Annotated in this window: 21 protein-coding genes; 9 read left to right on the forward strand and 12 right to left on the reverse strand. The window is 64.0% G+C overall.

Features of this window, described 5'->3' with window-relative positions:
* The first annotated feature begins 36 nt into the window (after positions 1-36).
* On the forward strand, positions 37-747 hold the full coding sequence (locus H2509_RS19085) for a L,D-transpeptidase (protein ID WP_182168058.1): 711 nt from the start codon (positions 37-39) through the stop codon (positions 745-747).
* Between the two features lie 297 nt (positions 748-1044).
* A complete protein-coding gene (locus H2509_RS19090; protein WP_182168059.1) occupies positions 1045-1854 on the forward strand; it encodes a hypothetical protein in 810 nt (269 codons plus the stop codon).
* Between the two features lie 12 nt (positions 1855-1866).
* Here H2509_RS19090 and glcF read toward each other — a convergent pair whose 3' ends face one another.
* The 4 genes from glcF to H2509_RS19110 form a co-directional block, all read right to left on the reverse strand.
* A complete protein-coding gene (gene glcF, locus H2509_RS19095; protein ID WP_182168060.1) occupies positions 1867-3183 on the reverse strand; it encodes a glycolate oxidase subunit GlcF in 1317 nt (438 codons plus the stop codon).
* Between the two features lie 30 nt (positions 3184-3213).
* Positions 3214-3579, reverse strand: coding sequence for a DUF4870 family protein (locus H2509_RS19100; RefSeq protein ID WP_182168061.1), 366 nt, complete (start codon positions 3577-3579; stop codon positions 3214-3216).
* A 76-nt stretch (positions 3580-3655) separates the two neighbouring features.
* Positions 3656-4858: a glycolate oxidase subunit GlcE gene (gene glcE, locus H2509_RS19105; protein WP_182168062.1), complete on the reverse strand. Its 1203-nt coding sequence runs from the start codon at positions 4856-4858 to the stop codon at positions 3656-3658.
* Positions 4859-4862: 4 nt separating this feature from the next.
* Complete coding sequence (locus H2509_RS19110) at positions 4863-6359, reverse strand: FAD-linked oxidase C-terminal domain-containing protein (protein WP_182168063.1); 1497 nt, start codon at positions 6357-6359, stop codon at positions 4863-4865.
* Positions 6360-6564: 205 nt separating this feature from the next.
* Here H2509_RS19110 and H2509_RS19115 point away from each other — a divergent pair, with 205 nt between their 5' ends.
* Together H2509_RS19115 and H2509_RS19120 are read left to right on the forward strand one after the other, a co-directional pair.
* Positions 6565-7503, forward strand: a complete 939-nt coding sequence (locus H2509_RS19115) for a LysR family transcriptional regulator (protein ID WP_182168064.1) — start codon at positions 6565-6567, stop codon at positions 7501-7503.
* A gap of 175 nt (positions 7504-7678) precedes the next feature.
* Positions 7679-8065, forward strand: coding sequence for a c-type cytochrome (locus tag H2509_RS19120; RefSeq protein ID WP_182168065.1), 387 nt, complete (start codon positions 7679-7681; stop codon positions 8063-8065).
* Between the two features lie 408 nt (positions 8066-8473).
* Here the strand turns inward: H2509_RS19120 and H2509_RS19125 are convergent, their stop codons facing one another.
* From H2509_RS19125 to H2509_RS19140, 4 genes are all read right to left on the reverse strand, one after another.
* Entirely contained in the window at positions 8474-9883 is a 1410-nt protein-coding gene (locus tag H2509_RS19125; protein ID WP_182168066.1) for a DUF3422 family protein, read from the reverse strand.
* A gap of 42 nt (positions 9884-9925) precedes the next feature.
* Positions 9926-11302 carry a TRAP transporter large permease gene (locus H2509_RS19130; RefSeq protein WP_182168067.1) on the reverse strand — a complete coding sequence of 459 codons (1377 nt, stop codon included), beginning with the start codon at positions 11300-11302 and terminating at the stop codon, positions 9926-9928.
* A 12-nt stretch (positions 11303-11314) separates the two neighbouring features.
* Positions 11315-12280 carry a TRAP transporter small permease subunit gene (locus H2509_RS19135; protein WP_209002073.1) on the reverse strand — a complete coding sequence of 322 codons (966 nt, stop codon included), beginning with the start codon at positions 12278-12280 and terminating at the stop codon, positions 11315-11317.
* A gap of 201 nt (positions 12281-12481) precedes the next feature.
* Positions 12482-13525: a TRAP transporter substrate-binding protein gene (locus tag H2509_RS19140; RefSeq protein ID WP_209002075.1), complete on the reverse strand. Its 1044-nt coding sequence runs from the start codon at positions 13523-13525 to the stop codon at positions 12482-12484.
* Between the two features lie 543 nt (positions 13526-14068).
* Between H2509_RS19140 and H2509_RS19145 the strand changes: the two genes are divergently transcribed.
* The 5 genes from H2509_RS19145 to H2509_RS19165 are packed head-to-tail and all read left to right on the forward strand — an operon-like array spanning position 14069 to position 18339.
* The gene (locus H2509_RS19145; RefSeq protein ID WP_182168068.1) at positions 14069-14899 is read left to right on the forward strand and encodes an FCD domain-containing protein; all 831 of its coding nucleotides are present in this window, start codon (positions 14069-14071) and stop codon (positions 14897-14899) included.
* Positions 14896-15687 carry a (Fe-S)-binding protein gene (locus tag H2509_RS19150; protein WP_182168069.1) on the forward strand — a complete coding sequence of 264 codons (792 nt, stop codon included), beginning with the start codon at positions 14896-14898 and terminating at the stop codon, positions 15685-15687. The genes H2509_RS19145 and H2509_RS19150 overlap by 4 nt, the downstream gene beginning before the upstream one ends.
* A 4-nt stretch (positions 15688-15691) precedes the next feature.
* Positions 15692-16201 carry an arsinothricin resistance N-acetyltransferase ArsN1 family A gene (locus tag H2509_RS19155; RefSeq protein ID WP_182168070.1) on the forward strand — a complete coding sequence of 170 codons (510 nt, stop codon included), beginning with the start codon at positions 15692-15694 and terminating at the stop codon, positions 16199-16201.
* A gap of 27 nt (positions 16202-16228) precedes the next feature.
* A complete protein-coding gene (locus H2509_RS19160; RefSeq protein ID WP_182168071.1) occupies positions 16229-17665 on the forward strand; it encodes a LutB/LldF family L-lactate oxidation iron-sulfur protein in 1437 nt (478 codons plus the stop codon).
* Positions 17662-18339, forward strand: a complete 678-nt coding sequence (locus tag H2509_RS19165; protein ID WP_182168072.1) for a LutC/YkgG family protein — start codon at positions 17662-17664, stop codon at positions 18337-18339. The genes H2509_RS19160 and H2509_RS19165 overlap by 4 nt, the downstream gene beginning before the upstream one ends.
* Positions 18340-18437: 98 nt before the next feature.
* Here the strand turns inward: H2509_RS19165 and H2509_RS19170 are convergent, their stop codons facing one another.
* From H2509_RS19170 to H2509_RS19185, 4 genes are all read right to left on the reverse strand, one after another.
* On the reverse strand, positions 18438-20348 hold the full coding sequence (locus H2509_RS19170) for a putative bifunctional diguanylate cyclase/phosphodiesterase (RefSeq protein WP_182168073.1): 1911 nt from the start codon (positions 20346-20348) through the stop codon (positions 18438-18440).
* A 91-nt stretch (positions 20349-20439) separates the two neighbouring features.
* A complete protein-coding gene (locus tag H2509_RS19175) occupies positions 20440-20925 on the reverse strand; it encodes a molybdopterin-dependent oxidoreductase (protein ID WP_182168074.1) in 486 nt (161 codons plus the stop codon).
* 289 nt (positions 20926-21214) lie between these two features.
* Complete coding sequence (locus H2509_RS19180) at positions 21215-21673, reverse strand: YaiI/YqxD family protein (protein WP_182168075.1); 459 nt, start codon at positions 21671-21673, stop codon at positions 21215-21217.
* Positions 21674-21680: 7 nt separating this feature from the next.
* Positions 21681-22301 carry a histidine phosphatase family protein gene (locus H2509_RS19185; protein WP_182168076.1) on the reverse strand — a complete coding sequence of 207 codons (621 nt, stop codon included), beginning with the start codon at positions 22299-22301 and terminating at the stop codon, positions 21681-21683.
* Between the last annotated feature and the right edge of the window lie 149 nt (positions 22302-22450).

Below are 22450 nucleotides of genomic sequence, written 5' to 3' on the forward strand. Positions count from 1 at the left end.
CTTGCGTTTTTTCTGGCGAAAGTTGCGAGTACGACCATGAAGCGCACAGTAGTGACCGCCCTTGCGGCGGGCCTTTTCGGCGTCCTTGCCGTAGTGCCGGCGGACGCCGGATATCGCGGCGCCGGCGCGCCTCCCCTTCTCCTGAGCCCGGATCTCACCGAGCCCTGGGTCCTCCAGTTGCAGCCTTCGCGCCGCGGCGTGCGCCAGCAGGTGACGACCCGTCCGGCACCCCGCCTTCAGGCGCGGCCAAGCCGGCAGGCGGCCGGCGCCGCCCGCGCACTGCCTCCGATCGATCCCCGGTTCCTGCCAACGGTGGTTGCCTATGACGGCCCGCACAAGCCGGGCACCGTCATCATCGATACCAACGAGCGCTACCTCTACCTGGTGGAGGGGAACGGCTTTGCCCGCCGCTACGGCGTCGGCGTCGGCCGGCCGGGCTTCGAATGGGCCGGCACCCACAAGGTGACGCGCAAGGCGGAATGGCCGGACTGGCGCCCGCCTGCCGAAATGCGGGCGCGTGCCGCGAAGACCGGCCAGACGCTGCCGGTCGTCATGGCCGGCGGACCGAACAATCCGCTTGGCGCCCGGGCGCTCTATCTCGGCTCGACTCTCTACCGAATCCATGGCTCGAACGAACCCTGGACCATCGGCAAGGCGGTCTCTTCCGGCTGCATTCGCATGCGTAACGAAGACGTGACCGACCTCTACGAGAGGGTACCGGTTGGCGCCAAGGTCATTGTGATTTAATCTGAATTTCCTTCCGTAACGTACGCATGAAACTCACCCGGCGGCAAAAAGCACGCCGGGTGAATTGAATATTCGTTCAAGATAGATATTATCCTGTCAAATGACGCAGCGAATGAGGGAAGATTCGTCGGCTTTGGCTGGGGAATAATCTATTCGGCACTGCGCGCTGGACGGATGATGCCGTATGGAGGGAGCGGCTTCACTTGGGGTCCATTTGCGGTGGTTCGCCGTGATTTCCGCAGAGATAGTTGCGGAATTTGCTGGCGAACAACCCATCGACGCTGGAGGAAGCGGCTTATGGCCATGGTATCCGCGGAGACGATCTCCGCGTCAGAGAAAGATATCCGTGAGGCACTTGCCACTGTACTCGCGTCCCAGGGGTTCCTGAGGTCGCCCAAGCTGACCCGCCTTCTCGCCTTTCTGGTCGAGCAGACGCTCGCAGGCTCTTCAGGCTGGATCAAGGAAACAACCATCGCCGTCGAGGTCTTCGACCAGCCGGCGGACTTCAATCCCCGCACGAACCCGATCGTACGCGTCAACGCATCGCGCCTGCGAAATCTGCTTCGCCTCTATTACAGCGATGCCGGGCGCGACGATCCAGTGCAGATCCAGCTTGCGTCTGTCGGCTATATCCCGGAGTTTCACAGGGTGGACAGGCCGCGCGCCGATTCCCATAAAACGGCTACACACAGTGATCCGGACACCCAGAAATCGAATCCGATTTCCCGCCTCCTTGCGGCAGGCTTGCCGGAAACCGCACCGCAACCGAAAAGCGAGGCTCCCTCTCCGGGCAAAGGCCTGTTCGAGAAGCTCGGTACCCCCGCATCTGCGGCATTGCTGATCGGAAATCTCGTCGTCGCGATCGCCTTCACCGCCGTGCATGGCCGCGTGCTCGTTGGCACGGAGGGAGCCGGACCGTCCGCCACGAGCCTGCATCAGGCACGCGTGAACGACACCGGCTCGATCCTTCTGCTCTGCCACCCGGGAGACGAGGAAACCGTTTCCAGGAGCGGCGGCAAAATCGTCGTCACGATCCGAGGAAAATCCGCGCTTTGCCAGCCGATCATGCAGTCGGCGGCAACTGCCACTGTCGGCTTCCCGAGGTAAAGGCTTCTCCGCCTACCCTATTTTCCCAAGCCCTTCCGGCCTGGGTCCGCCATAGACCCAGTCGAGCAGTTCGGCGGTGTGGATGACGGGCAGGTCCGTGCCGCCGCCGATCTGCGTCATGCAGCCGATATTGCCGGTGGCCACGAGATCGGCCCGGGTTTTCTCGATATTGGCGACCTTCCGGTCGCGCAGGCGGCGGGCGATATCCGGCTGCAGGATGTTGTAGGTGCCGGCCGAGCCGCAGCACAGGTGGCCTTCGGCAACGTCCTTCACCGCGAAGCCCGCCGCTTTCAACAGGTCTTTCGGCTGCCGGGTGATCTTCTGGCCGTGCTGCATGGAGCAGGCGGAGTGATAGGCGACCGTCAGTTCCGGCGTCACCACCGGCGCGCCGAGTTCGATCCCGGTCAGGAATTCGGTGATGTCCTTGGTCAGCGCCGAGACCCTGGCCGCCTTATCCGCGTAGACGCTGTCCTCACGCAGCATGAAGCCGTAGTCCTTCACCGTCGTGCCGCAGCCCGACGCGGTAATCAGGATCGCGTCCAGCCCCTCGCCCTCGATCTCGCGCCACCAGGCGTCGATATTGGCCCGCGCATTGGCGAAGGCCTCCTCCTCGCGTCCCATGTGATGAACGAGCGCGCCACAGCAGCCCTCGCCCTTCGGCAGCACCACCTCGTAGCCTGCCCGCGTCAGCAGGCGGATCGTCGCGTCGTTGATCGACGGGGCGAGAACCGGCTGGGCACAGCCGGAAAGGATAGCCACCCTGCCCTTGCGCGCGGCTCCCCGACCCTGGAACGTTGCCGGCCCTTCCATGGACGAACGGCCCGGCGCCTTTTTCGGAGCCAGTTCCAGCATGGCGCCCAGCCGTTTCAAGGGCCCGCCGAGCGCCTTCAGCGTGCCCGCGAGCGGGCGCGCCAGCATCGCCCCCATCAGCGCCATGCGGAAGCGGCCCGGATGGGGCAACACGTAGGCAAGCAACGCCCGCACCGCCCTGTCGGCGACGGGACGGCGATAGGTCTCCTCGATATGGGCGCGGGCGTGGTCGACCAGATGCATGTAATGGACGCCCGACGGGCAGGTCGTCATGCAAGACAGGCAGGACAGGCAGCGGTCGATATGCTTGACGATCTTCTCGTCGGCCGGCCGGCCGTTCTCCAGCATATCCTTGATCAGATAGATGCGCCCGCGCGGGCTGTCGAGTTCGTCGCCCAGCAGCGCGAAGGTCGGGCATGTCGCGGTGCAGAAGCCGCAATGCACGCATTTGCGCAGGATCTTCTCGGCTTCCGCCACATTGGCGTCGGCAAGCTGGGCGAGCGAAAAATTGGTCTGCATGGATCGAGCGTCCGATCTTTCCGATGATGCCTAAAAGAGCCAGGTTTCGGGATTGGCGATCGGCTCCTTCCGGCCGCTCGCCTGCAAGCCCTTGACGCAGCGAATGATCGCCCACACGGCGACGGCGATCATCAGCAGGAAGCCGATGCCCACGAACATCAGCGCGAAGGCGACAAGACCGTACAGGAGACCGATCCAGAAGGTCCGAATCTGGAACGTGTAGTGACTTTCAACCCAGCCGCCGGTCTTGCCTCGGTTGAGATAGGCGAAGACCAGGCCGACAAGCGTGGTCAGGCCGATCACGAAGCCGACGAGATAGAGAATATAGACCAGGATGACATTCTTGCCTCCCGGCTCGAGATATCCGACGTCGATCTCGCTTCTCTCCATGCTCATGATCAGTCCCTCCGTTCAGGAGCCGATTTTGGCCCTTTCGCCAGTCCTTCCCATATCGGTTGAGCCCGACCGGGCATCAGTGCCCCGCGACCATGCGGCCGGGATTGAGAATGCCGGATGGGTCGAATTGCGCCTTGAGCCGCTGCGAGAGCGCGGCAAGCGCTTCCGACTGCGGCTCGAAGGGAGGAATGGTGTTGCGCAGCGAACTGTCGGCCCGCACCAGCGTCGCATGCCCGCCGCCGGCCCGCTTCACCGCCGCCCGCACGGCTTCGGCTTGCGGGTCGCTGCCCGTCATCCGGAGCCAGACGAGCCCGCCCGACCAGTCCTGGAAGGCATCGACCGCGAGGCTGCGAGACAGGTCGGCGACAAGCCCGGCGCCTGCGGTCGGCGCGACGGAGCAGCGCCACACAGGCCCGGCCCCTTCCGCGAAGGGCATGCAGTCGCGCAGCGCTTTCCATAGCGCTTTCGAGGCTGCCTGGTCCAGTCGCTCGATCTTCGCATCCTTGCCGAACAGCCTGACGAGGCTCTCGAAACGGTAGTCGACCGAAGGGCCGAAGCCTTCCAGCCGCAGCAGCGTCGCGTCGCCCGAAAGCCCCTGCCCGGCAGCAAGCCCGCCCGGCAGGAAGGCCGCCGAGGACACTTCCGCGGAGGAGCCCATCGCCCGCGTCATCGCCTCCGTTGCCTCCTGCGGCGCGAGCCCGGCAATTATCAGCGTCGCCTCGCTTTCCGCCTTCGGCAGCACCTTGAAGGTGACCTCGGTGGCCAAAGCCAGCGTGCCCCAGGAGCCGCAGAGCGCGCGCGGCAGGTCGTAGCCCGTCACGTTCTTCACCACGCGCCCGCCCGCCTTGAAGATCTCGCCGCGTCCGGACACCGCCTCAAGCCCAAGGATGTGGTCCCGTGCCGCCCCGTGCTTCAGCCGCTTGGGGCCGGCGAGATTGGCGCCGACCATGCCGCCGATCGTGCCCCTGCCCGCCTCGCCGGCCAGCAGCGGGCCGTAGTCCATCGGCTCGAAAGCCAGTTCCTGGCCGCGTTCGTCCAGCGCGGCTTCCACCTCGGCGAGCGGCGTTCCCGCCTTCACCGTCAGGATCAGCTCGGCCGGCTCGTAGTCGACGATACCCGCGATGCCCGAAAGATCGAGCACATGGCCGGCCTGCACCGGGCGGCCGAAGTCACGCTTCGTGCCGGCCGAAATTACCTCCAGCGGTTCATCGCCCGCGATCGCCCATTTGACCGCGTCGAGCAGTTCGCGCGCGTCGCGCGGCTTCAGCGTTTCGGCCATCGACCTAGAACCTTGGAATGTCGGGGAAGGGAAGCTTGCCCTTGCTCACATGCATGCGGCCAAGTTCGGCGCAGCGATGCAGCACGGGAAACACCTTGCCGGGATTGAGAAGCTGCTTTTCGTCGAAGGCGCATTTGACCCGCTGCTGCTGCTTCAGGTCGTCCTCGGTAAACATCGCCCCCATTAGGTCGCGCTTTTCGATGCCCACGCCGTGCTCGCCGGTCAGCACGCCGCCCACTTCCACGCAAAGAAGCAGGATATCGGCGCCGAAGGCTTCGGCGGCGGCCAGTTCGCCCGGATTGTTCGCGTCGTAGAGGATCAGCGGATGCAGGTTGCCGTCGCCAGCGTGGAAGACGTTGGCCACCCTGAGCCCGTGCTTCTGGCCCAGTTCGCGCATGCCGGCCAGAACGCGCGGCAGCGCCTTTCGCGGGATCGTGCCGTCCATGCACAGATAATCCGGCGAAATGCGGCCGACCGCCGGAAAGGCCGCCTTGCGCCCCGCCCAGTAGGTCATCCGCTCTTCCTCGGAATGCGATACGCGGATGGTCGAGGCCTTGTTGGCCCTGGCGATCTCCTCGATCCGTGACAGCAGGAAGTCGACTTCCGCTTCCGGCCCGTCCAGTTCCACGATCAGCAGCGCCTCCACGTCGCGCGGATAACCGGCATGGACGAAATCCTCTGCCGCATGGATCGCCGGCTTGTCCATCATCTCCATGCCGCCGGGAATGATGCCGGCGCCGATGATATCGGCGACGCACTGGCCGCACTCCTCGCTGGAAGGGAAACCGATCAGCGCGGCGCGTGCCGTCTCCGGCTTCTGCAGGATGCGAACCGTCACCTCCGTTACGACGCCGAGAAGCCCTTCCGAGCCAGTCATCAGCGCCAGGAAGTCGTAGCCCTCACTGTCGAGGTGCTTGCCGCCGATGCGGATCACCTCGCCGGTCATCAGCACCATTTCCAGACCGAGCACGTTATTGGTGGTCAGCCCGTATTTCAGGCTGTGCACCCCGCCGGAATTTTCCGCGATGTTGCCGCCGATCGAACAGGCGATCTGCGACGACGGATCGGGCGCGTAGTAGAAGCCGTCTCCCTCGACGGCGCGGGTGATGCCGAGATTGGTGACGCCCGGCTGCACCACGACGGCGCGGTTCGGGTAGTCGATCTCCAGCACCCGGTTGAACTTCATCATCGACAGCAGCACGCCGTCGGCAGCCGGCAGCGCACCACCCGAAAGCGACGTGCCCGCACCGCGCGGCACCACCTTCACCTCGTTCTCGTGGCAATAGCGAAGGACCGCGGCAACCTGCTCCACCGTGTCCGGAAGCACCACGACGAGCGGCAGTTGGCGATAGGCAGTCAGCGCGTCCGTTTCGTAGACGCGCATTTCCTCTTCGGCGTCGATCACGCCCTCGCCAGGCACGATGGCCCGGAGCGCCTTCACGATCTCCTGCCGGCGCGCGATAACCGCGTCGTCCGGCTTCGGCATGGCGATGCTGCCCATGGCCGCCCTCTCCCCTGTTTCGCGGCGGTTCCCGCAACGAGGCCTTTTGATTGATATTCCCTTTTCCGCGCGAGGCCGCAAGGGCAGCTTCGGCTTTTGCACGCATTGGCGCTCCCTATCGCACCACGCATGAAGGACATTGACAAATTGTGATTACTTTCAAAATGGCATAAAGAGACGAAGTACTCTTTCCGCGTGGTTGAAAATGAGCATGGTCTCGGACATGGAAATCTTCGCCCGTGTGGTGGCGACCGGCAGCATGTCGGCCGCAGGCCGCGAGATGGGCCTGTCGCCGGCGGTGGTGTCGAAACGGCTGCGGCGGATCGAGGACCGGCTCGGCACCCGTCTGCTCCAGCGGACAACGCGTCAGATCGCGCTGACCGAAGCCGGCCAGGGCTATTACGAGCGGGTGGTGGCGATCCTCGCCTCCATCGAGGAGGCGGAGGCCTTCGTCACCCGCCGCTCGGCGCTGGCGCGCGGCACGCTCCGCGTCACCGCCCCCACTTCCTTCGGCCGCCTGCACATCGCCCCGCACCTCAGCAGGTTCCTCGCCGACAATCCCGATCTTTCCGTCAATCTGGATCTTGAGGACGACTTCGTCGACATCGTCGGCGCCGGCTACGACGTGGCGATCCGCATCGCCGAGCTTGCCGATTCCAGCCTGGTTGCCCGGCGCCTTGCGCCCGTGCACCGGGTACTGTGCGCCTCGCACGACTATATCGCCCGCCATGGCGAGCCGGCTTCAATAGAGGATCTGATCGAGAACCACGTCTCGCTTGCCGCCCAGCACCAGGATCCCTGGCGCCTGCAAGGACCGGAGGGCATCGAGATCGTGCGGATCAACGGGCCGGTGCGCACCAATTCCAGCGAAGTCGTGCGCGAGGCGCTGATTGCCGGCGTCGGCATCGCGCTGCGCTCCACCTGGGATATCGGCCCGGAGCTTCGCGACGGGCGGCTCAAGATCGTGCTGCCCGCCTACCGTGCGTCCAAGGATGTCGGCCTGCATGCGGTCTACCCGAGTCGCCGCTTCCTGCCGGCGAAAGTGCGCATCTTCATCGACTTCCTGGCCGAGCTCTACGGCCCTTCGCCCTACTGGGACGAAGGGCTTTCGGAGCTGCTGCAATTTCCGGACGCCGCGGAATGACATTTCCATGCATTTGGATGCGGCAAATCGCCCTTACTTCCCGCCAAATTGCGCAAGCGTGATGGAGCATCCCGTATTCGTCGTGTTAGGGTCCGCCGCCATTTCAGGATTTGCGGGGTTTCGGCCCCTTGCAAGACGCGGCCGCAAACGGCCGCCGGGAAACGGGAGAATTGGAATGAATCGTCTGATGCTGATCGCCGGTACCGCCCTGGTTGCCATGGTTTCGGTGGCCAAGGCCGACGGCGACGCCGCCGCCGGTGAGAAGGTCTTTAAGAAGTGCATGGCCTGCCATGCCGTCGGCGAGGGTGCCAAGAACAAGGTCGGCCCGCAGCTCAACGGCATCATCGGCCGCCAGGTGGCCACCGCCGACGGCTACAAGTACTCCGCCGCCATGATTGCCTACGGCGAAGGCGGCAAGGTCTGGGACGAAGAGATGTTCAAGGCCTACGTGATGAACCCGAAGGGCACCGTGCCGAAGAACAAGATGGCCTTCGCTGGCCTGAAGAAGGAAGACGACGTCGTCAACGTCCTCGCCTATCTCGAGCAGTTCAGCGCCCACTGAGGTTCGGATCAGCCCGATCGTCACAATGGCGGGTTCCGGATGGCCGGATCCCGCCATTTTTGTATCTGCAACGCACTCTCCGCAGTCATCCCGGGCGAGTGAGGCGAACGCCTACCTCCCCCGACCGTCGAATGAATGCACCTCCTCTCCACTCGTCATCGCCGGGCCCAGTACAGGGAAACGACCCGGCGATCCATCGGATGGCAACGAAGGATGTGGGCGCTTCATGGATACGCGGGTCGGGCCCGCGCATGACGAGCCGAGGGGCTATGGCAGAGAGGCGGCCGGACACTCCGACGTCATGCCGGACAAACCAGGCGCAGCCGAGTGCCGATCCGGCATTCAAAAATCAGCGCAGGCATAGCCCGCTCACCGCAATTCCGTCAACCTGCCCGGAGTACGCCCCCTTCAGCCCTTCTCGTCGGCATCGTTGTGGTGCGCACGGATCCGCCGCACCACGTACCAGATGGTAACGACGGCGACCGGAACGGAAAGGCCGGTGACGATTTCCGGCCGCGGCACCGGCAGGCCCGCCTCCTTCGCCGCTTTCGCCAGATAACCGGCGAGCCCGACCACGTAATAGCTGATCGCCGCCACCGAAAGGCCTTCCACGGTCTGCTGCAGGCGCAGCTGCAGTCGCGCGCGGCGATTCATGGCCATGAGAAGGTCGCGGTTCTGCCGCTCCAGCTCCACATCGACGCGGGTGCGCAGCAAGGTGGCGGCGCGAGCGAGCTTGCGCGACAGGTTGGCCTGCCTCTCTTCGATGGTCCGGCAGGTGCGCATAGCCGGCGCCATGCGGCGGTTCAAGAACTGGCCGAATGTGAAATACCCCTCGGCCGGCTTTTCGTCGATCGCGATCAGCCGCTGGCCGACGATCGCATCATAGGCCCGCGTCGCGCCGAAGCGGTAGGCGCTGGCGGCCGCGCCCGATTCCAGCTCCGCCGCAAGCTGCGTCAGGTCGTCCAGCAGCACGCGGTTCGTCTCCACGCCCTCGCTGGAGCGCATCTTCTCGGTGATGTGGAAGAGCCCGTCCTCGATGCGCACGACGGTCGGCGCCTGACGGTTCGCCTCCGCAAGGCCGAGCAGCGAGAGCGTGCGATAGGTCTCAAGCTCCAGCAGGCGCTGCGCCAACGCACCGGCCGGCTGGGGATGCAGCCGCTCGTTGGCGATGACGATGCGCGTCAGCCCATCCCGGTCCTGCCGGAAATCGGTGGCAATCAGCGCCGCGTCCCCTTCGACCTCGGAGACCGCGAGGCTTGCCCGGTCGAATTGCCGGAGCACCCGCTCGAACCCGTTCACCGAGGGCTGCAGCAGGTCGAGGCGGACCGCGACGATCAGCGGCCCCGGCGCCCGGAAGCTGGCGCCGAAGGGATGGCCATGGGGCGGCGCGAAGAAACTGGCGCTGCCATCCGAGGCCGCGTCCTCGGCCTGGGTATCCGGTTCCAACGCGCCATCATCCCCCCGCGCGCGCCCAGGTCCATCTCCCGGACCATCCCAAGTGTAGGTGGTGAATTCCCCGTGCCGCTCCCATCGCAGCGAGCCGGTTTGAAGGTCGACGACATGATAGCGGGCGGAGGGCTCCGGGCCCGCCGCCCCCTGCGCCTTGCAGAAGCCGGAGAGCCAGTCCCGGTCGGCGGCGGCGGCCGCCTCGTCCGTCATGAAGCCGTAGCGAAGATAGACGCGCGGCGCCCTGGCGGGACGAAACGGGCGGGCATGCACTTCGCCGAGCACCATGCCCCGCAGGGCGTGGGGTTCAAAGACCGGAAGCGAACTGGCTTCCGGTCTCGGTTCCTGCCCGTCCGGGCGCACTTCGTCCATTCCGATCCCGTTCCGCTGATATCCCTTTAACTTAGCGGAACGCTACAGCAAAACCGTCGGCAGCCAAAGCACGATGCCCGGGAAGATCATGCAAAGCGCAAGGCCAATGAGCTGCAGCAGCACGAAGGGCACAATGCCCTTGTAGATGTGCTGGATCGTCACGCCTTCCGGCGCCACGCCCTTCATGTAGAACAGCGCGAAACCGAAAGGCGGCGTCAGGAACGAGGTCTGCAGGTTGGTGGAGACGAGGATCGTGAACCAGATCAGCGCCACCTCGCCCACGCTCTCGAAGCCGGCCAGATGCATGCCGAAGTCGAGCCTGGAAACGATCGGGCCGAAGACCGGCAGCACGATCAGCGTGATCTCGATCCAGTCGAAGAAGAAGCCGAGGAAGAAGATCATCCCCATCAGCACGAAGAGGATGCCCCAGGAACCGACGCCTGCCCAGGCGATGAAGGAATCGATCAGATGGTCGCCGCCAAGCGTGCGGAAGACGAGCGAGAAGCAGGTCGCGCCGAGGAAGATGCCGAAGAGCATCGCCGTCGTCAGCGCCGAACGGTAGCTGACATCCGTCAGCACCGCACGCGACAGCTGCCGGTTGAACAGCGCAAGCAGCGTCGCGCCCACCGCGCCGACGCCGGCCGCTTCCGTCGGCGTGGCGAAGCCGAGGAAGATGGAGCCGAGCACCAAGGCGATCAGGATCACCGGCGGCACGAAGCTCCTGACGATCATCACCCAGAACTCGCCCCGATCCTGCGGGCCGATATCCTCGGGCAGCGGCGGCGCGAGTTCCGGCTTCAGCTTGCACAGCACCAGGATGTAGATGCAGTAGAGCGCCGACAGCAGCAGGCCCGGCACGATCGCCGCGATGAACACCGTGCCGACCGGGATCGACATCAGGTCCGACATGATGACGAGCATGATCGACGGCGGGATCAGGATGCCGAGCGTGCCGGAGGCCGCGATGGTTCCGGTAGCGAGCGGCAGGTTGTAGTTGCGCTCCAGCATGACGGGCAGCGCCAGCAGCGTCATCATGACGACAGAGGCGCCGATGATGCCCGTCGTCGCAGCCATGATGGTGCCCATCAGCGTCACCGAAAGCGCCAGCCCGCCGGGAATGCGCCGCGTCAGCACCTGAAGACAGTGCAGCAGGTCCTTGGCCACGCCCGATTTTTCCAGCATCGTCCCCATGAAGATGAACATGGGAATGGCGACCAGCACCGGGTTCTCCATGGTCTGGCCGAAGATGCGGTTGGGCAGCACGTTCATGCGCGCCCAGTTAAGAGCACCTGTCAGGTCGCCGACCACGGCGAAGGCAAGACCGATGCCGCCGAGCGTGAAGGCGACCGGAAAGCCTGTGAAGAGCAGCAGGCCCAGCGCCACGAACATGAAGACGGGAAGAAGTTCCACAAATGTCATAGAAGTCCCCCGTCAGTCCGTGATCGGACCCTTGATAACAACGTCCTTCGGCAGATCCGCGTGGTGGGTGCCGGCATATTCGCTCGACCTTTCCCGCAGGTCATCGGGCCCGAACAGATAGACCCAGCACTTGAGGAAGGCGGCGGCGCCGGAGATGCCGAGAATGGTGAAGCCGACTGGCAGGAAGGCCTTGATGATCCAGCGGTGCGACAGGCCTGTCTGTGCGGCGGAGACCTCGCTCGTGTCCCAGGCCCTTTCGGCGAAGGTGTAGCCGAGCTTGCCGATGATCATGCAGTAGGGGACGAGGAAGAATACGAGACCGAACAGTTCCAGCCACACCCGGGCGCGCGGCGGCAGGCGGTCGCGCACCAGTTCGATGCGCACATGGGCATCCTTTACATAGGCGAAGCCGAGGCAAAGCAGGAAGAGCACCGCATGCAGGTGCCACTCCAGTTCCTGAAGTTTGGTGGACGAGAAGTAGAAGCCGGAGTCGATGAAGTCGCTGTCATATTCGATCACCTTGCGCTGGGTGACGTCGTAGGCGATCACCAGCATCATCGGGATGAACAGGAAGGCGGCCACCTTTCCGATCGCGACGACCACGCGGTCGATATCCTCCGCCGCCTCGATCGAGGCATGATAGCCGGTCGGGCCTCGGCCGATCGCTGCTACCACGAAGGCCGCGATTACCAGCGCGATCGCACCGATCTCAACCCACAGCCCGTAGGACCGCATGAAGCGGATCGGGTTGCCGCCCGCCGATTTGACAAGCTGCGGCATGCCGTCGGGGGCGGCGAAAAAGACGGTAAGGGCCGCCATCAGGACCACAAGCACGCCGGCGGGCCGGGCGCCCAGAAACGCGGCCGCCGCCGCAAGCAGCGCCGACAGGCCGATCAAGGCGATGACCGGTATGCCGGCCAATCCCGTTATCCCGAGCGCGGATGCGGCTAGGGACGCCAGGAGGAGAAGATTTCCCATGAGATTGCCCCTGGAAGTTTCGGCGCCACGCTTCGTCCGGCGCAGCTGCCTGAAATCGGCCCGAAGGCCGGAGAAATGAAGGATACCAGCGTGCCCGGCTCACGGCGAGACATTCGCCAACTGACCTTCATGCTCTCCGGCACAACGCCGGGCGGCGAAAGACCGCCGCCCGGATCAAGCTTGTCGGATCATGCAGCGCCATCAGCGCAGATAGCCGATTTCGCTCCAGGTCTTGTAATTGTCGCGGAAGGCGCTGAGCGATTCCCAGGCCTTGGCGAAGTTCGGGTTGTTGGCCGCTTCCTCGGCCACCACCTCACCCCAGGCGGCACGCAGCGCGTCGAGCACTTCCGGCGGCCAGGTGTGGATCGTCACGCCCTTATCCTGAAGCTCCTTGAGAGCCGCGAACTGGATCGCCTCGCCCTCGGCCAGGCCGTAGGCGATATTGGCTTCGCAGACGGTCTCGATCAGCGCCCTGGTGTCGTCGGACAGCGCGTCCCACTCGTCCTTGTTGATCATCAGCTCGAACAGCGTCGACTGCTGATGCCAGCCAGGGAAGTAGTAGTGCTTCGCCACCTGGTAGAAGCCGAGCTTCAGATCGATCGCCGGCATGGAAAATTCGGTCGCGTCGATGGTGCCAAGCTCAAGCGCCGGGAAAATGTCGCCGCCCGCCAGAAGCTGGGTCGATACGCCCATCTTCTCCATCACCTTCGCACCCAGGCCGAAGAAGCGCATCTTCAGGCCCTTGAGATCGTCCACCGACTTGATTTCCTTGCGAAACCAGCCGGAGGCCTCTGGCGCGATAACGCCGCACATCAGCGACTTGATGTTGTAGTTGGCGTAGATCTCGTCGAGCAGTTCCTGCCCGCCGCCGAAGCGGATCCAGGCGTAGTATTCGCCGGCCTGCGGGCCGAAGGGCACCGCGGCGAAAAGCGCCAGCGCGGAATCCTTGCCCGTCCAGTAGCCCGGCGTCGACCAGGCCGCTTGTACGGCGCCGGACGAAACGGCGTCGAATGCTTCAAGCGCCGGCACGATGGCGCCCGGCTCCTGGAAAGTTATCTGGACCTGGCCGTTCGATGCCTTGGCAAGACGCTCCTCGATCACCTTGCCGAGCGTGCCGAGCTGGGTCAGCGAGCTTGGATAGGTGGACTGCATGTCCCACTTGATCTCGTCCAGTGCGAATGCCGGTGCGGATGCCGCAAGCGCAAGCGACGTCGAGACACCAAGAGCCAATAGAAGTTTCTTCACAGGTCTGCTCCTCCCTTTGGATGCTCTTTACCGGAGCCCGTCGAGGCCCCTCGCCGGGAGGAACGCGAAATTTCCGCGCGGCATCCCCTTGCCGCCGAAAACGCTCCCCCCGAAAGCAGGTCTTTACCCTTTCCGCCGTCGCCGGCCGAAGGGCTTTGAACCATCAAGGCAACGGACAAACATCCGCGCAAATCCGGTCCGGTTTCGGGCTTTCGCCCCCGCCTTCCTGTCGCGTTGCCATATTTTCCACCCGACCCGCCTTCCCCTCGGCGATTGTGCCACCCCGCCCTCCCGGCGGCGCGGCCGATCGCTCTCGCATTTTCCCGGATGTGGAAAGCAGGAAATGTTCCTCACCCAGCGGCAGATGGCTTGTTATTTTCCAGCAACGCGTATAACTGGATAACAATATTGACCACTTAACGCAACACGGAATAGATTACAACGAAGGGAGAGGTTGACCGTGCTGCCCGCTGCTGCGCAAGCAGATCTTTCCGCTGCGCACAATAAATTCTACCGCACTGCGATATAAATGCTGGCGCCGACATGGTATTCCAGAAGATCAGTCACAATCGCACGGCCGATGCCGTCGTCGACCAGATCGAGCAGCTGATCCTGCAAGGGGTCTTGCGGCCTGGCGACCGACTGCCGTCCGAGCGCGAACTGGCAAAGAAAGTTGACGTCTCCCGCCCCATCCTGCGCGAAGCGATCAAGGTGCTCGAGGAGCGCAAGCTGATCGCCACCCGCCATGGCGAAGGTACCTTCGTCGCCGACGTTATCGGCACGGTGTTTTCCGACGCCGTCGTCCAGCTCATCCGCCGCCATCCGCCGGCGATCGCCGACTACATGGAGTTCCGCCGCGAGGTCGAGAGCGTTGCCGCGGGCTTTGCTGCCCTGCGTGCAACCCAGGCCGACCGGGAGATCCTCGTGCGCATTTTCGCGGCGATGGAAAAGGCGCATGACAAGGAAGACTTCGCCGAGGAAGCGGAGCTCGACGTCGAGTTCCACCAGGCGATCGGCGAGAGCGCACACAATATCGTGCTGCTCCATACCCTGCGCTCCTGCTACAGGCTGCTGGCCGACGGCGTCTTCTATAATCGGGCGCAGCTTTACCGCTATCCGGGCTCGCGCGAGCAACTGCTGGCCCAGCATCGGGCGATCTTCGACGCCGTGATGCGCGGCGACCGCGAGGAGGCGGAAGCCGCCTCGATCGCCCACATCGACTACGTCGAGAAGGTCATTCGCGACGTCGAGAGAAACGGCGCCTGGCAGGAGGTTTCCGCGCTGCGCCTGCAGCAGCGGCTGAGCTCCAGCCAGGACGAAACCAAGCGCCGCCGCGCCCCGCGCAAGGCGACAGAGGATATCACCGCTCCATGACCGAAGCTTCCCCGTCCGGCCCCGCCAAGGCGCCCCGCGTCGGACTGTTCGTCACCTGTCTCGTCGACCTCTTCCGCCCCAATGTCGGCTTTGCCGCCGTCAAGCTGCTGGAGGATGCCGGCTGCGTCGTGGAAGTGCCGCAAGCGCAGACCTGCTGCGGCCAGCCGGCCTTCAACTCCGGCGACCGCAAGGACGCGCGCGACATCGCCGAACAGACGATCCGGGCGCTCGAAAATTACGACTACGTCGTCGCCCCGTCCGGCTCCTGCGCCGGCATGCTGAAGAAACACTATCCGGAGCTTTTCGAGGACGATCCGGTGTGGCACGGCCGTGCCGAGCGCTTTTCCGCCAAGGTGTTCGAGCTGGTGAGCTTCCTTGCCGACGTGCTTGGCGTCACCTCCGTCGAGGCAAGCTTCAACGGCTCCGTCACCTATCACGACAGCTGCTCGGGTCTGCGAGAACTCGGCATCAAGGGCCAGCCGCGCAAACTGCTGAAAAGCGTGCAGGGACTCGAGCTGAAGGAGATGAAGGATCCCGACGTCTGCTGCGGCTTCGGCGGCACCTTCTGCGTCAAATATCCCGACATCTCCAACAAGATCGTTTCGGAAAAGACGCGCGCCATCCGCGATGCCGGCGCGGGAACGCTGCTTGCCGGCGATCTCGGCTGCCTGATGAACATGGCCGGCAAGCTGAAGCGCGAGGGCTCGGCGATCGAGGTGCGCCACGTCGCCGAGGTGCTGGCCGGCATGGGCGATCAGCCGGCCATCGGCGAGAAGGCCAAGGGCTGAGGCCATGAACGACCATCCGGCACCTTCCGGCCTCTCGCCCCGCGCCGGACGGCGCGGCGATGCCGCCGCCATCGCCGAAATCTACAACCAGGGCATCGATGACCGCATCGCGACCTTCGAGACCGAGCACCGAGGCGCGGAAGCGATCGAGGCATGGTTCGACGCCCGCTATCCGCTCGCCGTGGTCGAGGATGCCGGCAAGGTTGTCGCCTATGCGGTCGCCCATCCCTACCGGGCAAGGCAGGCCTATGCGGGTGTCAGGGAGTTCTCCGTCTATGCGGCGCGCGCCCATCGCGGCCGCGGCGCGGGACGGCTCGCGGTGCTCGCCCTCATCGAGCTTGCGCGCGCCGACGGCGCCTGGAAGCTCCTCTCCCGCATCTTTCCTGAAAATGTAGCCAGCCGCGCGCTCTGCGCCCGGCTCGGCTTTCGTGAAGTCGGCACCTATGAGCGCCATGGCAGACTCAATGGCGAATGGCGCGACTGCGTCATCGTCGAGAAGCTGCTGGTGGAGTGAATTTGACATTTGAGAGGACGCGGCAGCATGCAGATCACCTCCCCGACCTTCAAGGACAACGCGGCCAAGGCGCTTGCCGACGCCCAGCTCCAGAAGGCGCTCGGCAATGTGCGCGCGGGCTTCATCGACAAGCGGCAGAAGGCCGCCGACGCTCTGCCGGAATTCGAGGCGCTGCGCGATGCCGCGCGCGACATCAAGAACCACACGCTCGCCCATCTCGACCTCTATCTCGAGACCTATGCGGAAAAGGTCGAGGCGGCCGGCGGCCAGGTCCACTGGGCGGAAACGGCGGAGGATGCCCGCAATCGCATCCTTGAGATTTGCCGCAGGCTCGGCGCCAAGACGGTGACCAAGGGCAAGTCCATGATCACCGAGGAGATCGGCCTCAACGCCTTTTTCGAGGAGCATGGCGTCACGCCGGTCGAGACGGATCTCGGCGAATACATCATCCAGCTACGCGGCGAGCATCCAAGCCACATCATCGCGCCGGCCGTGCACCTCAACAAGGAGCAGGTGGAGGAGGATTTCCGCCGCGTCCACACCCATCTCGACCCGTCACGCAATCTCGACGAACCGACCTCGCTGCTGGGCGAGGCGCGCGCGGTATTGCGCGAGAAGTATTTCCAGGCCGATGTCGGCATCACCGGCGCCAATTTCCTGGTCGCCGAGACCGGCACATCGATCATCGTCACCAACGAGGGCAACGGCGACCTGACGCAGACCCTGCCAAAGGCCCATATCGTCGTCGCCTCCATCGAGAAGATCGTACCGACGCTGGAGGACGTCAGCCAGATCCTGCGCGTGCTTGCCCGCTCGGCGACCGGCCAGGACATGTCGGTCTACACGACCTTCTCCACCGGCCCTCGGCGCGACGAGGATCCCGACGGGCCGGGCGAATATCACGTCATCCTGCTCGATAACGGCCGCTCGGCAATGCTCGGCACCGAGTATCAGGAGATGCTGCGCTGCATTCGCTGCGGCGCCTGCATGAACCACTGCCCCGTCTACCATGCTGTCGGCGGCCACGCCTACGGCTGGGTCTATCCGGGACCGATGGGCGCGGTGCTGACCCCCTCGCTTGTCGGCGTCGACAAGGCCGGCCACCTGCCGAACGCCTCCACCTTCTGCGGGCGCTGCGAGAGCGTGTGCCCGATGCGCATCCCCCTGCCGAAGATGATGCGTCACTGGCGCGAGCGCGAGTTCGAGCGAAATCTCAATTCCGCCGTGGCCCGCTACGGTCTCGGGCTTTGGGCCTTCTTCGCCAAGCGGCCGGCGCTCTACCAGTTCGCGACCGGAACAGCGATGCGCCTGCTCGGCGCGATAGGCAAGGGCAAGGGCCGCTTTGCCGCCCTGCCCCTTGCCGGCGGATGGACCAGGCATCGCGACCTTCCCGCTCCTGAAGGCAAGACCTTCCAGAGCCAATGGGCCGAAAGGCAAAAGAAAATGAAGGCGAAAGCGGCATGACCACCCCGCGCGACAACATTCTTGCCAAGGTGCGCGCCTCGCTGGGCCGCAAGAGCGACGACACCGCCCGCCGCGCCGCCGTCACCGATCGTCTCCAGCGCACTCCGAAGGGCGTGGTTCCCCGGCGCGGGCAGCTGCCGCAGGCCGAGAAGCTCGACCTTTTCTGCAAGATGGCCGAGGCCGTCCAGGCAAGCGTTGCCCGTGTTGCCTCCACGGCCGACGTGCCGCAGGCGGTAACCGACTATCTCAGGCAGAAGAACCTGCCGGCGCATGTACGCATGGGCGCGGATGCCTTCCTTGCCGAGATGCCATGGAGCGGCCAGAAGAACCTGACGATCGAAAGCGGCCGTGCCAAGGGCAGCGACGAGGTCGGCCTGTCGCACGCCCTTGCCGGCGTCGCCGAGACCGGGACGCTGGTCCTGGCATCCGGCCCGGACAATCCGACGACGATCAACTTCCTGCCCGAACACCACATCGCCGTGATCCGTGCGGCCGATATCGAAGGCGACATGGAAGCCGTGTGGACCCGCATCCGCGCCACCTACGGCAAGGGCGAGATGCCGCGCGTCGTCAACATGATCACCGGCCCTTCACGCTCGGGCGACATTGAACAGACGATCCTGCTCGGTGCCCACGGTCCGCGCGCGGTGCACATCGTCGTGGTGGAGGAATAGGACGCTTGCCGATCGAATGGAGACACCTGATCGGCGAGAAATTGGTCCAGGATCAATATTTCGGTGCCGCCGGCGCTTAGCGGCGGCGGGAGCGGAAGTCAGACCACGGAGTATGACGGGATGACGTTGCGAGCGTGCCCGTCCTCCTTCACGGCCTGCCGCAACGCGTCGAACGTCATCGGCTTGCCATAGAGATATCCCTGTCCGAACTTGCAGCCCCTCGCCCGCAGCATCAGATGCTGCTCGCGCGTCTCGATCCCTTCGGCGGTAACGGGAATTCCAAGCCTGCCGGCGAGAGACGCCACGGCATCCACGATATGGTGGCTCTCTTCTTCCGCCTCGAGCGACCTGACGAACTGGCGGTCGATCTTCAGTTCATCCCAGGCGAAGTGCTGCAGGTACGACAACGCCGAATAGCCCGTGCCGAAATCGTCGAGTGAAATACCGACGCCAATGGCTTTCAAAGCCCGCAAGGTTGCGAAGATCCGATCGCCGTCCTTCATAAAGATCGACTCTGTCACCTCAAGCTTCAGCCGCGCCGGCGCCAGACCGGATCGCTCGAGCACGTTCTTGATCAGGTCGACGACGTCGTAGCGGATCAACTGAGCGACGGAAATGTTCACGGAAATGCGGATGTCGGCCGGCAGCTGCATTGCACTTTCGCAGGCCGCTGTGAGGATCAATTGCCCGACATCGCAGATCCGCCCAGAAGATTCGGCGATCGGTATGAACTCCCCGGGCGAGATCCACCCAAGGCTTGGATGGCGCCAGCGCGCCAGCGCTTCCACACCGACAATCCGGTTGCTGATCATGTCGACCTGCGGCTGATAATAGGGGAATATCTCGCCGTTATGGATAGCAAGGGGAAGCGCTGCCTCGATCTCGCTTCGGCGGCGCAATTCCGCGTGCATCGAGGGCTCGTATTCCAGCGCGATGCCCTTGCCCAACGCTTTCGCCCGGCTTAGCGCAAGGTCGGCATCGACGAAGATTTCATCGCTTCCAGTCATTTCCGCGTCGGAGCGGGCAACGCCGATGGTGGCATCCACGATGATGTTGCCGGTTGTGATCTTGTGGGGCTTTCGAAGTGCCGCCAACAGTTCGTTCGCCCGTTCAATGACCCGGTGCGAGGCGCATTCGCCTTTCATCAGCACGGTAAACTCATCGCCGCCGAGGCGAAACACCTGGCAACAAGAGCCCCAGTCTCCGCTCACGCCCCGTACGCGCCTGGCGACGGACTGCAGCAATTCGTCGCCGGCCGCATGGCCCAGCGCATCGTTGATCGGCTTGAAACCGTCGAGATCAATGACGAAGAGCGCCATTGGCTGCCCGGTTCCAAAGCCCGCGGTCGCGCCTTTCAAGGCCTCGCCGAATGCGAAGCGATTCGGCAGGCCGGTCAGCGCGTCGTGGCGGGCCTGATGGGCGAAGGCATCGGCACTGTCGCGCGCCCGCCGATGGGCCTGCCGCAGCCAGTGGTTCAAGAAGGACATCGCCACCAGCAGCAATCCGCTGATGGCGATCAGGCCCACAGACAGCACGTTGTCGAGGAAATGCCTTTGCTGCAGGCGCTGTCTCACCTCCGATGCCTCGGCAATGCTTTCCGAATGGGCCTCGCCGCCGATCCGGTTGACAAGGGGAGAGGCCTGCTCGAGCTTTCGCAGGATCGTTTGCTGCGCCTCAGGCTCGGACAGGTTCGCGAACTGGCTTTCCAGTTCATGTATGAGCGCGCCCAGTTCCTCGAACCGCCTGGTGCGTTCGGGCGAGCGATCGAGGAAGATCCGGAACCCGCCGGCGCTCCAGGTGTTCAGCCTGCTTTGCAGGACCTGATAGAAAACCAGCGCCTGATCGGCATAGCGTTGTTCGCCGGTCGCTGCATATTTGGCGACGTATTTTTCGAGTTCCGACGTCTCCAGCCGGCCATTGGTACCGGTCCAGGAAAGATCGAACTGCAGCGCCCGCGAGACCGCCTCCTCGGACGCGTCCTTGACCTGCCACTGTATGAATGCGGCCATCGTCAGCGCACACGCCACGCCGACCGCCAGGCAACGGAACCAATTGGACGAGCGCATTTTCTTGGTCTCTATGTTCGGGTCGGGTTACGCGTCACTCGATGGAAATTGAGCGCACCTGCCACACGGACCGGGTGTAGTGCAGTTCGTTCTTCAATTCGGGACGCTGATCGAAGGGATAGATCACGAATAGCGGTCCCTTGTCGCTGATCGGCATGTATTGGCCATTGCGTTTCAGGGCGAGGATCGGCCCGTAGGCGTCGAATTCCTCGACCGGTATATCAACGCTGTAGTTGTTGAGCGCGAAAACGACAGCGCGCTCGCCCTTCGCACCGACGCGTTCCATCAGCACCGAAAGCGGTACGCCTTCGAATGTCGTCGCCCCGTCATGCCACGGAGTGGTTGTCACGATGGTACTCATCGGCATGGCTTCAAGCTGCTCACGCGTGAAGTCGACCGATTGGGAAGCGGCAACCTTGCCGTCGATGGTCAGGATCACCGCATCGTCGGCACGAGGAGCGGAAACGGGAAACAGCTGGAAGATTGCGCAGAAAACGGCGGTATAGAGCAATTGCTTCATCGTTTCCTCCATCGAAATATCGCAGAGGAATAATCATCGCCCCGCCTTATTAAGCCAGCGTAAACTCGGAAAATAAATCTTTATGCTTGCAAGCCTCTCGCGCAATTTTAGATTGTTAACACATGATTTTATCGAGAAAAATATATCTCATGGGCACAATGATCGAATAAAAATAAGGAAATTTCTTGCCGACAACTAATAGAAATTACGTATATATCCAGAAATAGCCATTAATTTACATTTAACCAATAATAATAACCGACCACACCTAAAGATCGTACTCCGCCTGTCACCCGCCGGCGATCCGCCTTGCGGCCCGCACGGTCGTTTCCAGCACGTTGAGGAAGCGCGAGCGGTCGGCCTTCGTAAAGCCCGGCCCGCCCTCGCGGATGACGCCGGCCTCTCTCAGTTCCTTGTTGAGGTCTCGCATGGCCAGCGCCATGCCAATGCCGTCCTCGCGGAAGGCCTTGCCCGTCGGTCCCAGCACCAGCGCGCCGGCCGCCACGCAGCGCGCGGCAAGCGGAATATCGGCCGTCACCACGACGTCGCCGGCCGTGGCCCGTTCGGCGATCCAGTCGTCGGCCTTGTCCGGCCCGTCCGGCACCACCACCCGCTCCACCAGCGCGCCGTCCGGCAGGCGCATCCAGCTGTTGGCGACGAAGACGGCCGACAGGTGGTGGCGCTCGGCGACGCGCACCACCTCTTCCTTCACCGGGCAGGCATCCGCATCGACGAAGATCCGCGTCACGCCGTCCTCACACCCAGCCGTCCCTGCCGTCGCGCCACAGGAACACCTTGTCCTGCGGCACGTCGAGCACCGGAATTTCCCGCGTCGGCATATCGATCAGCAGACCGCGCAGCACGCGCATGACCCCGCCATGGGCGACGATCACCGAAGGCCGGTCGAGAGTGGAAAGCCAGCCGCCGATCCGCTCCGACAGCATCGCGTAGCTTTCCCCGTCCGGCGGCAGGAAGCCCCACTTGTCGGCCCGCCGCGCGGCGGCTCTTTCGGCATCTTCCGAGGCAAGTTCTTCCATCGTTCGGCCTTCCCACAGGCCGAAGCCGATCTCCACCAGCCGTTCGTCGAGCCGATAGGCGGCCGGATCCAGGCCGAGGCGTTCGCGCAGGATCTCCATCGTCTCCCGCGTCCGCGATAGTGGTGAGGCCACGAAATCCAGGCCGCCAAGATCAATGCCGTCGCGCTCCAGCAGCGCCTTCAGCGCCTCGCCATTGCGCGCCGCCTGTCCGCGCCCCTTGTCGTTCAGCGGAATATCCTTGCGGCCCTGCATGCGGCCCTCCGCGTTCCAGTCGGTCTCGCCGTGGCGAATGAAGGCGAAGAAGGGAAGCGTTGCGCGCCGGGCGCGGTCGAATGTCATGGCGAATTCCTGTTGATCCGTCAGATCAAATAGTTAGCGCTGTTCGGCGTTCGGGCGAGATCCCTATGTCTATGCTGATTCCATGAAAGGCCGGCTGTCACGGAAAATAAAAGCGGGCTCTAGGCTGAATCGACATTCAGCCTAGAGCC

The organism is Stappia albiluteola (assembly GCF_014050225.1).
In the GTDB taxonomy this organism is placed as follows: domain Bacteria; phylum Pseudomonadota; class Alphaproteobacteria; order Rhizobiales; family Stappiaceae; genus Hongsoonwoonella; species Hongsoonwoonella albiluteola.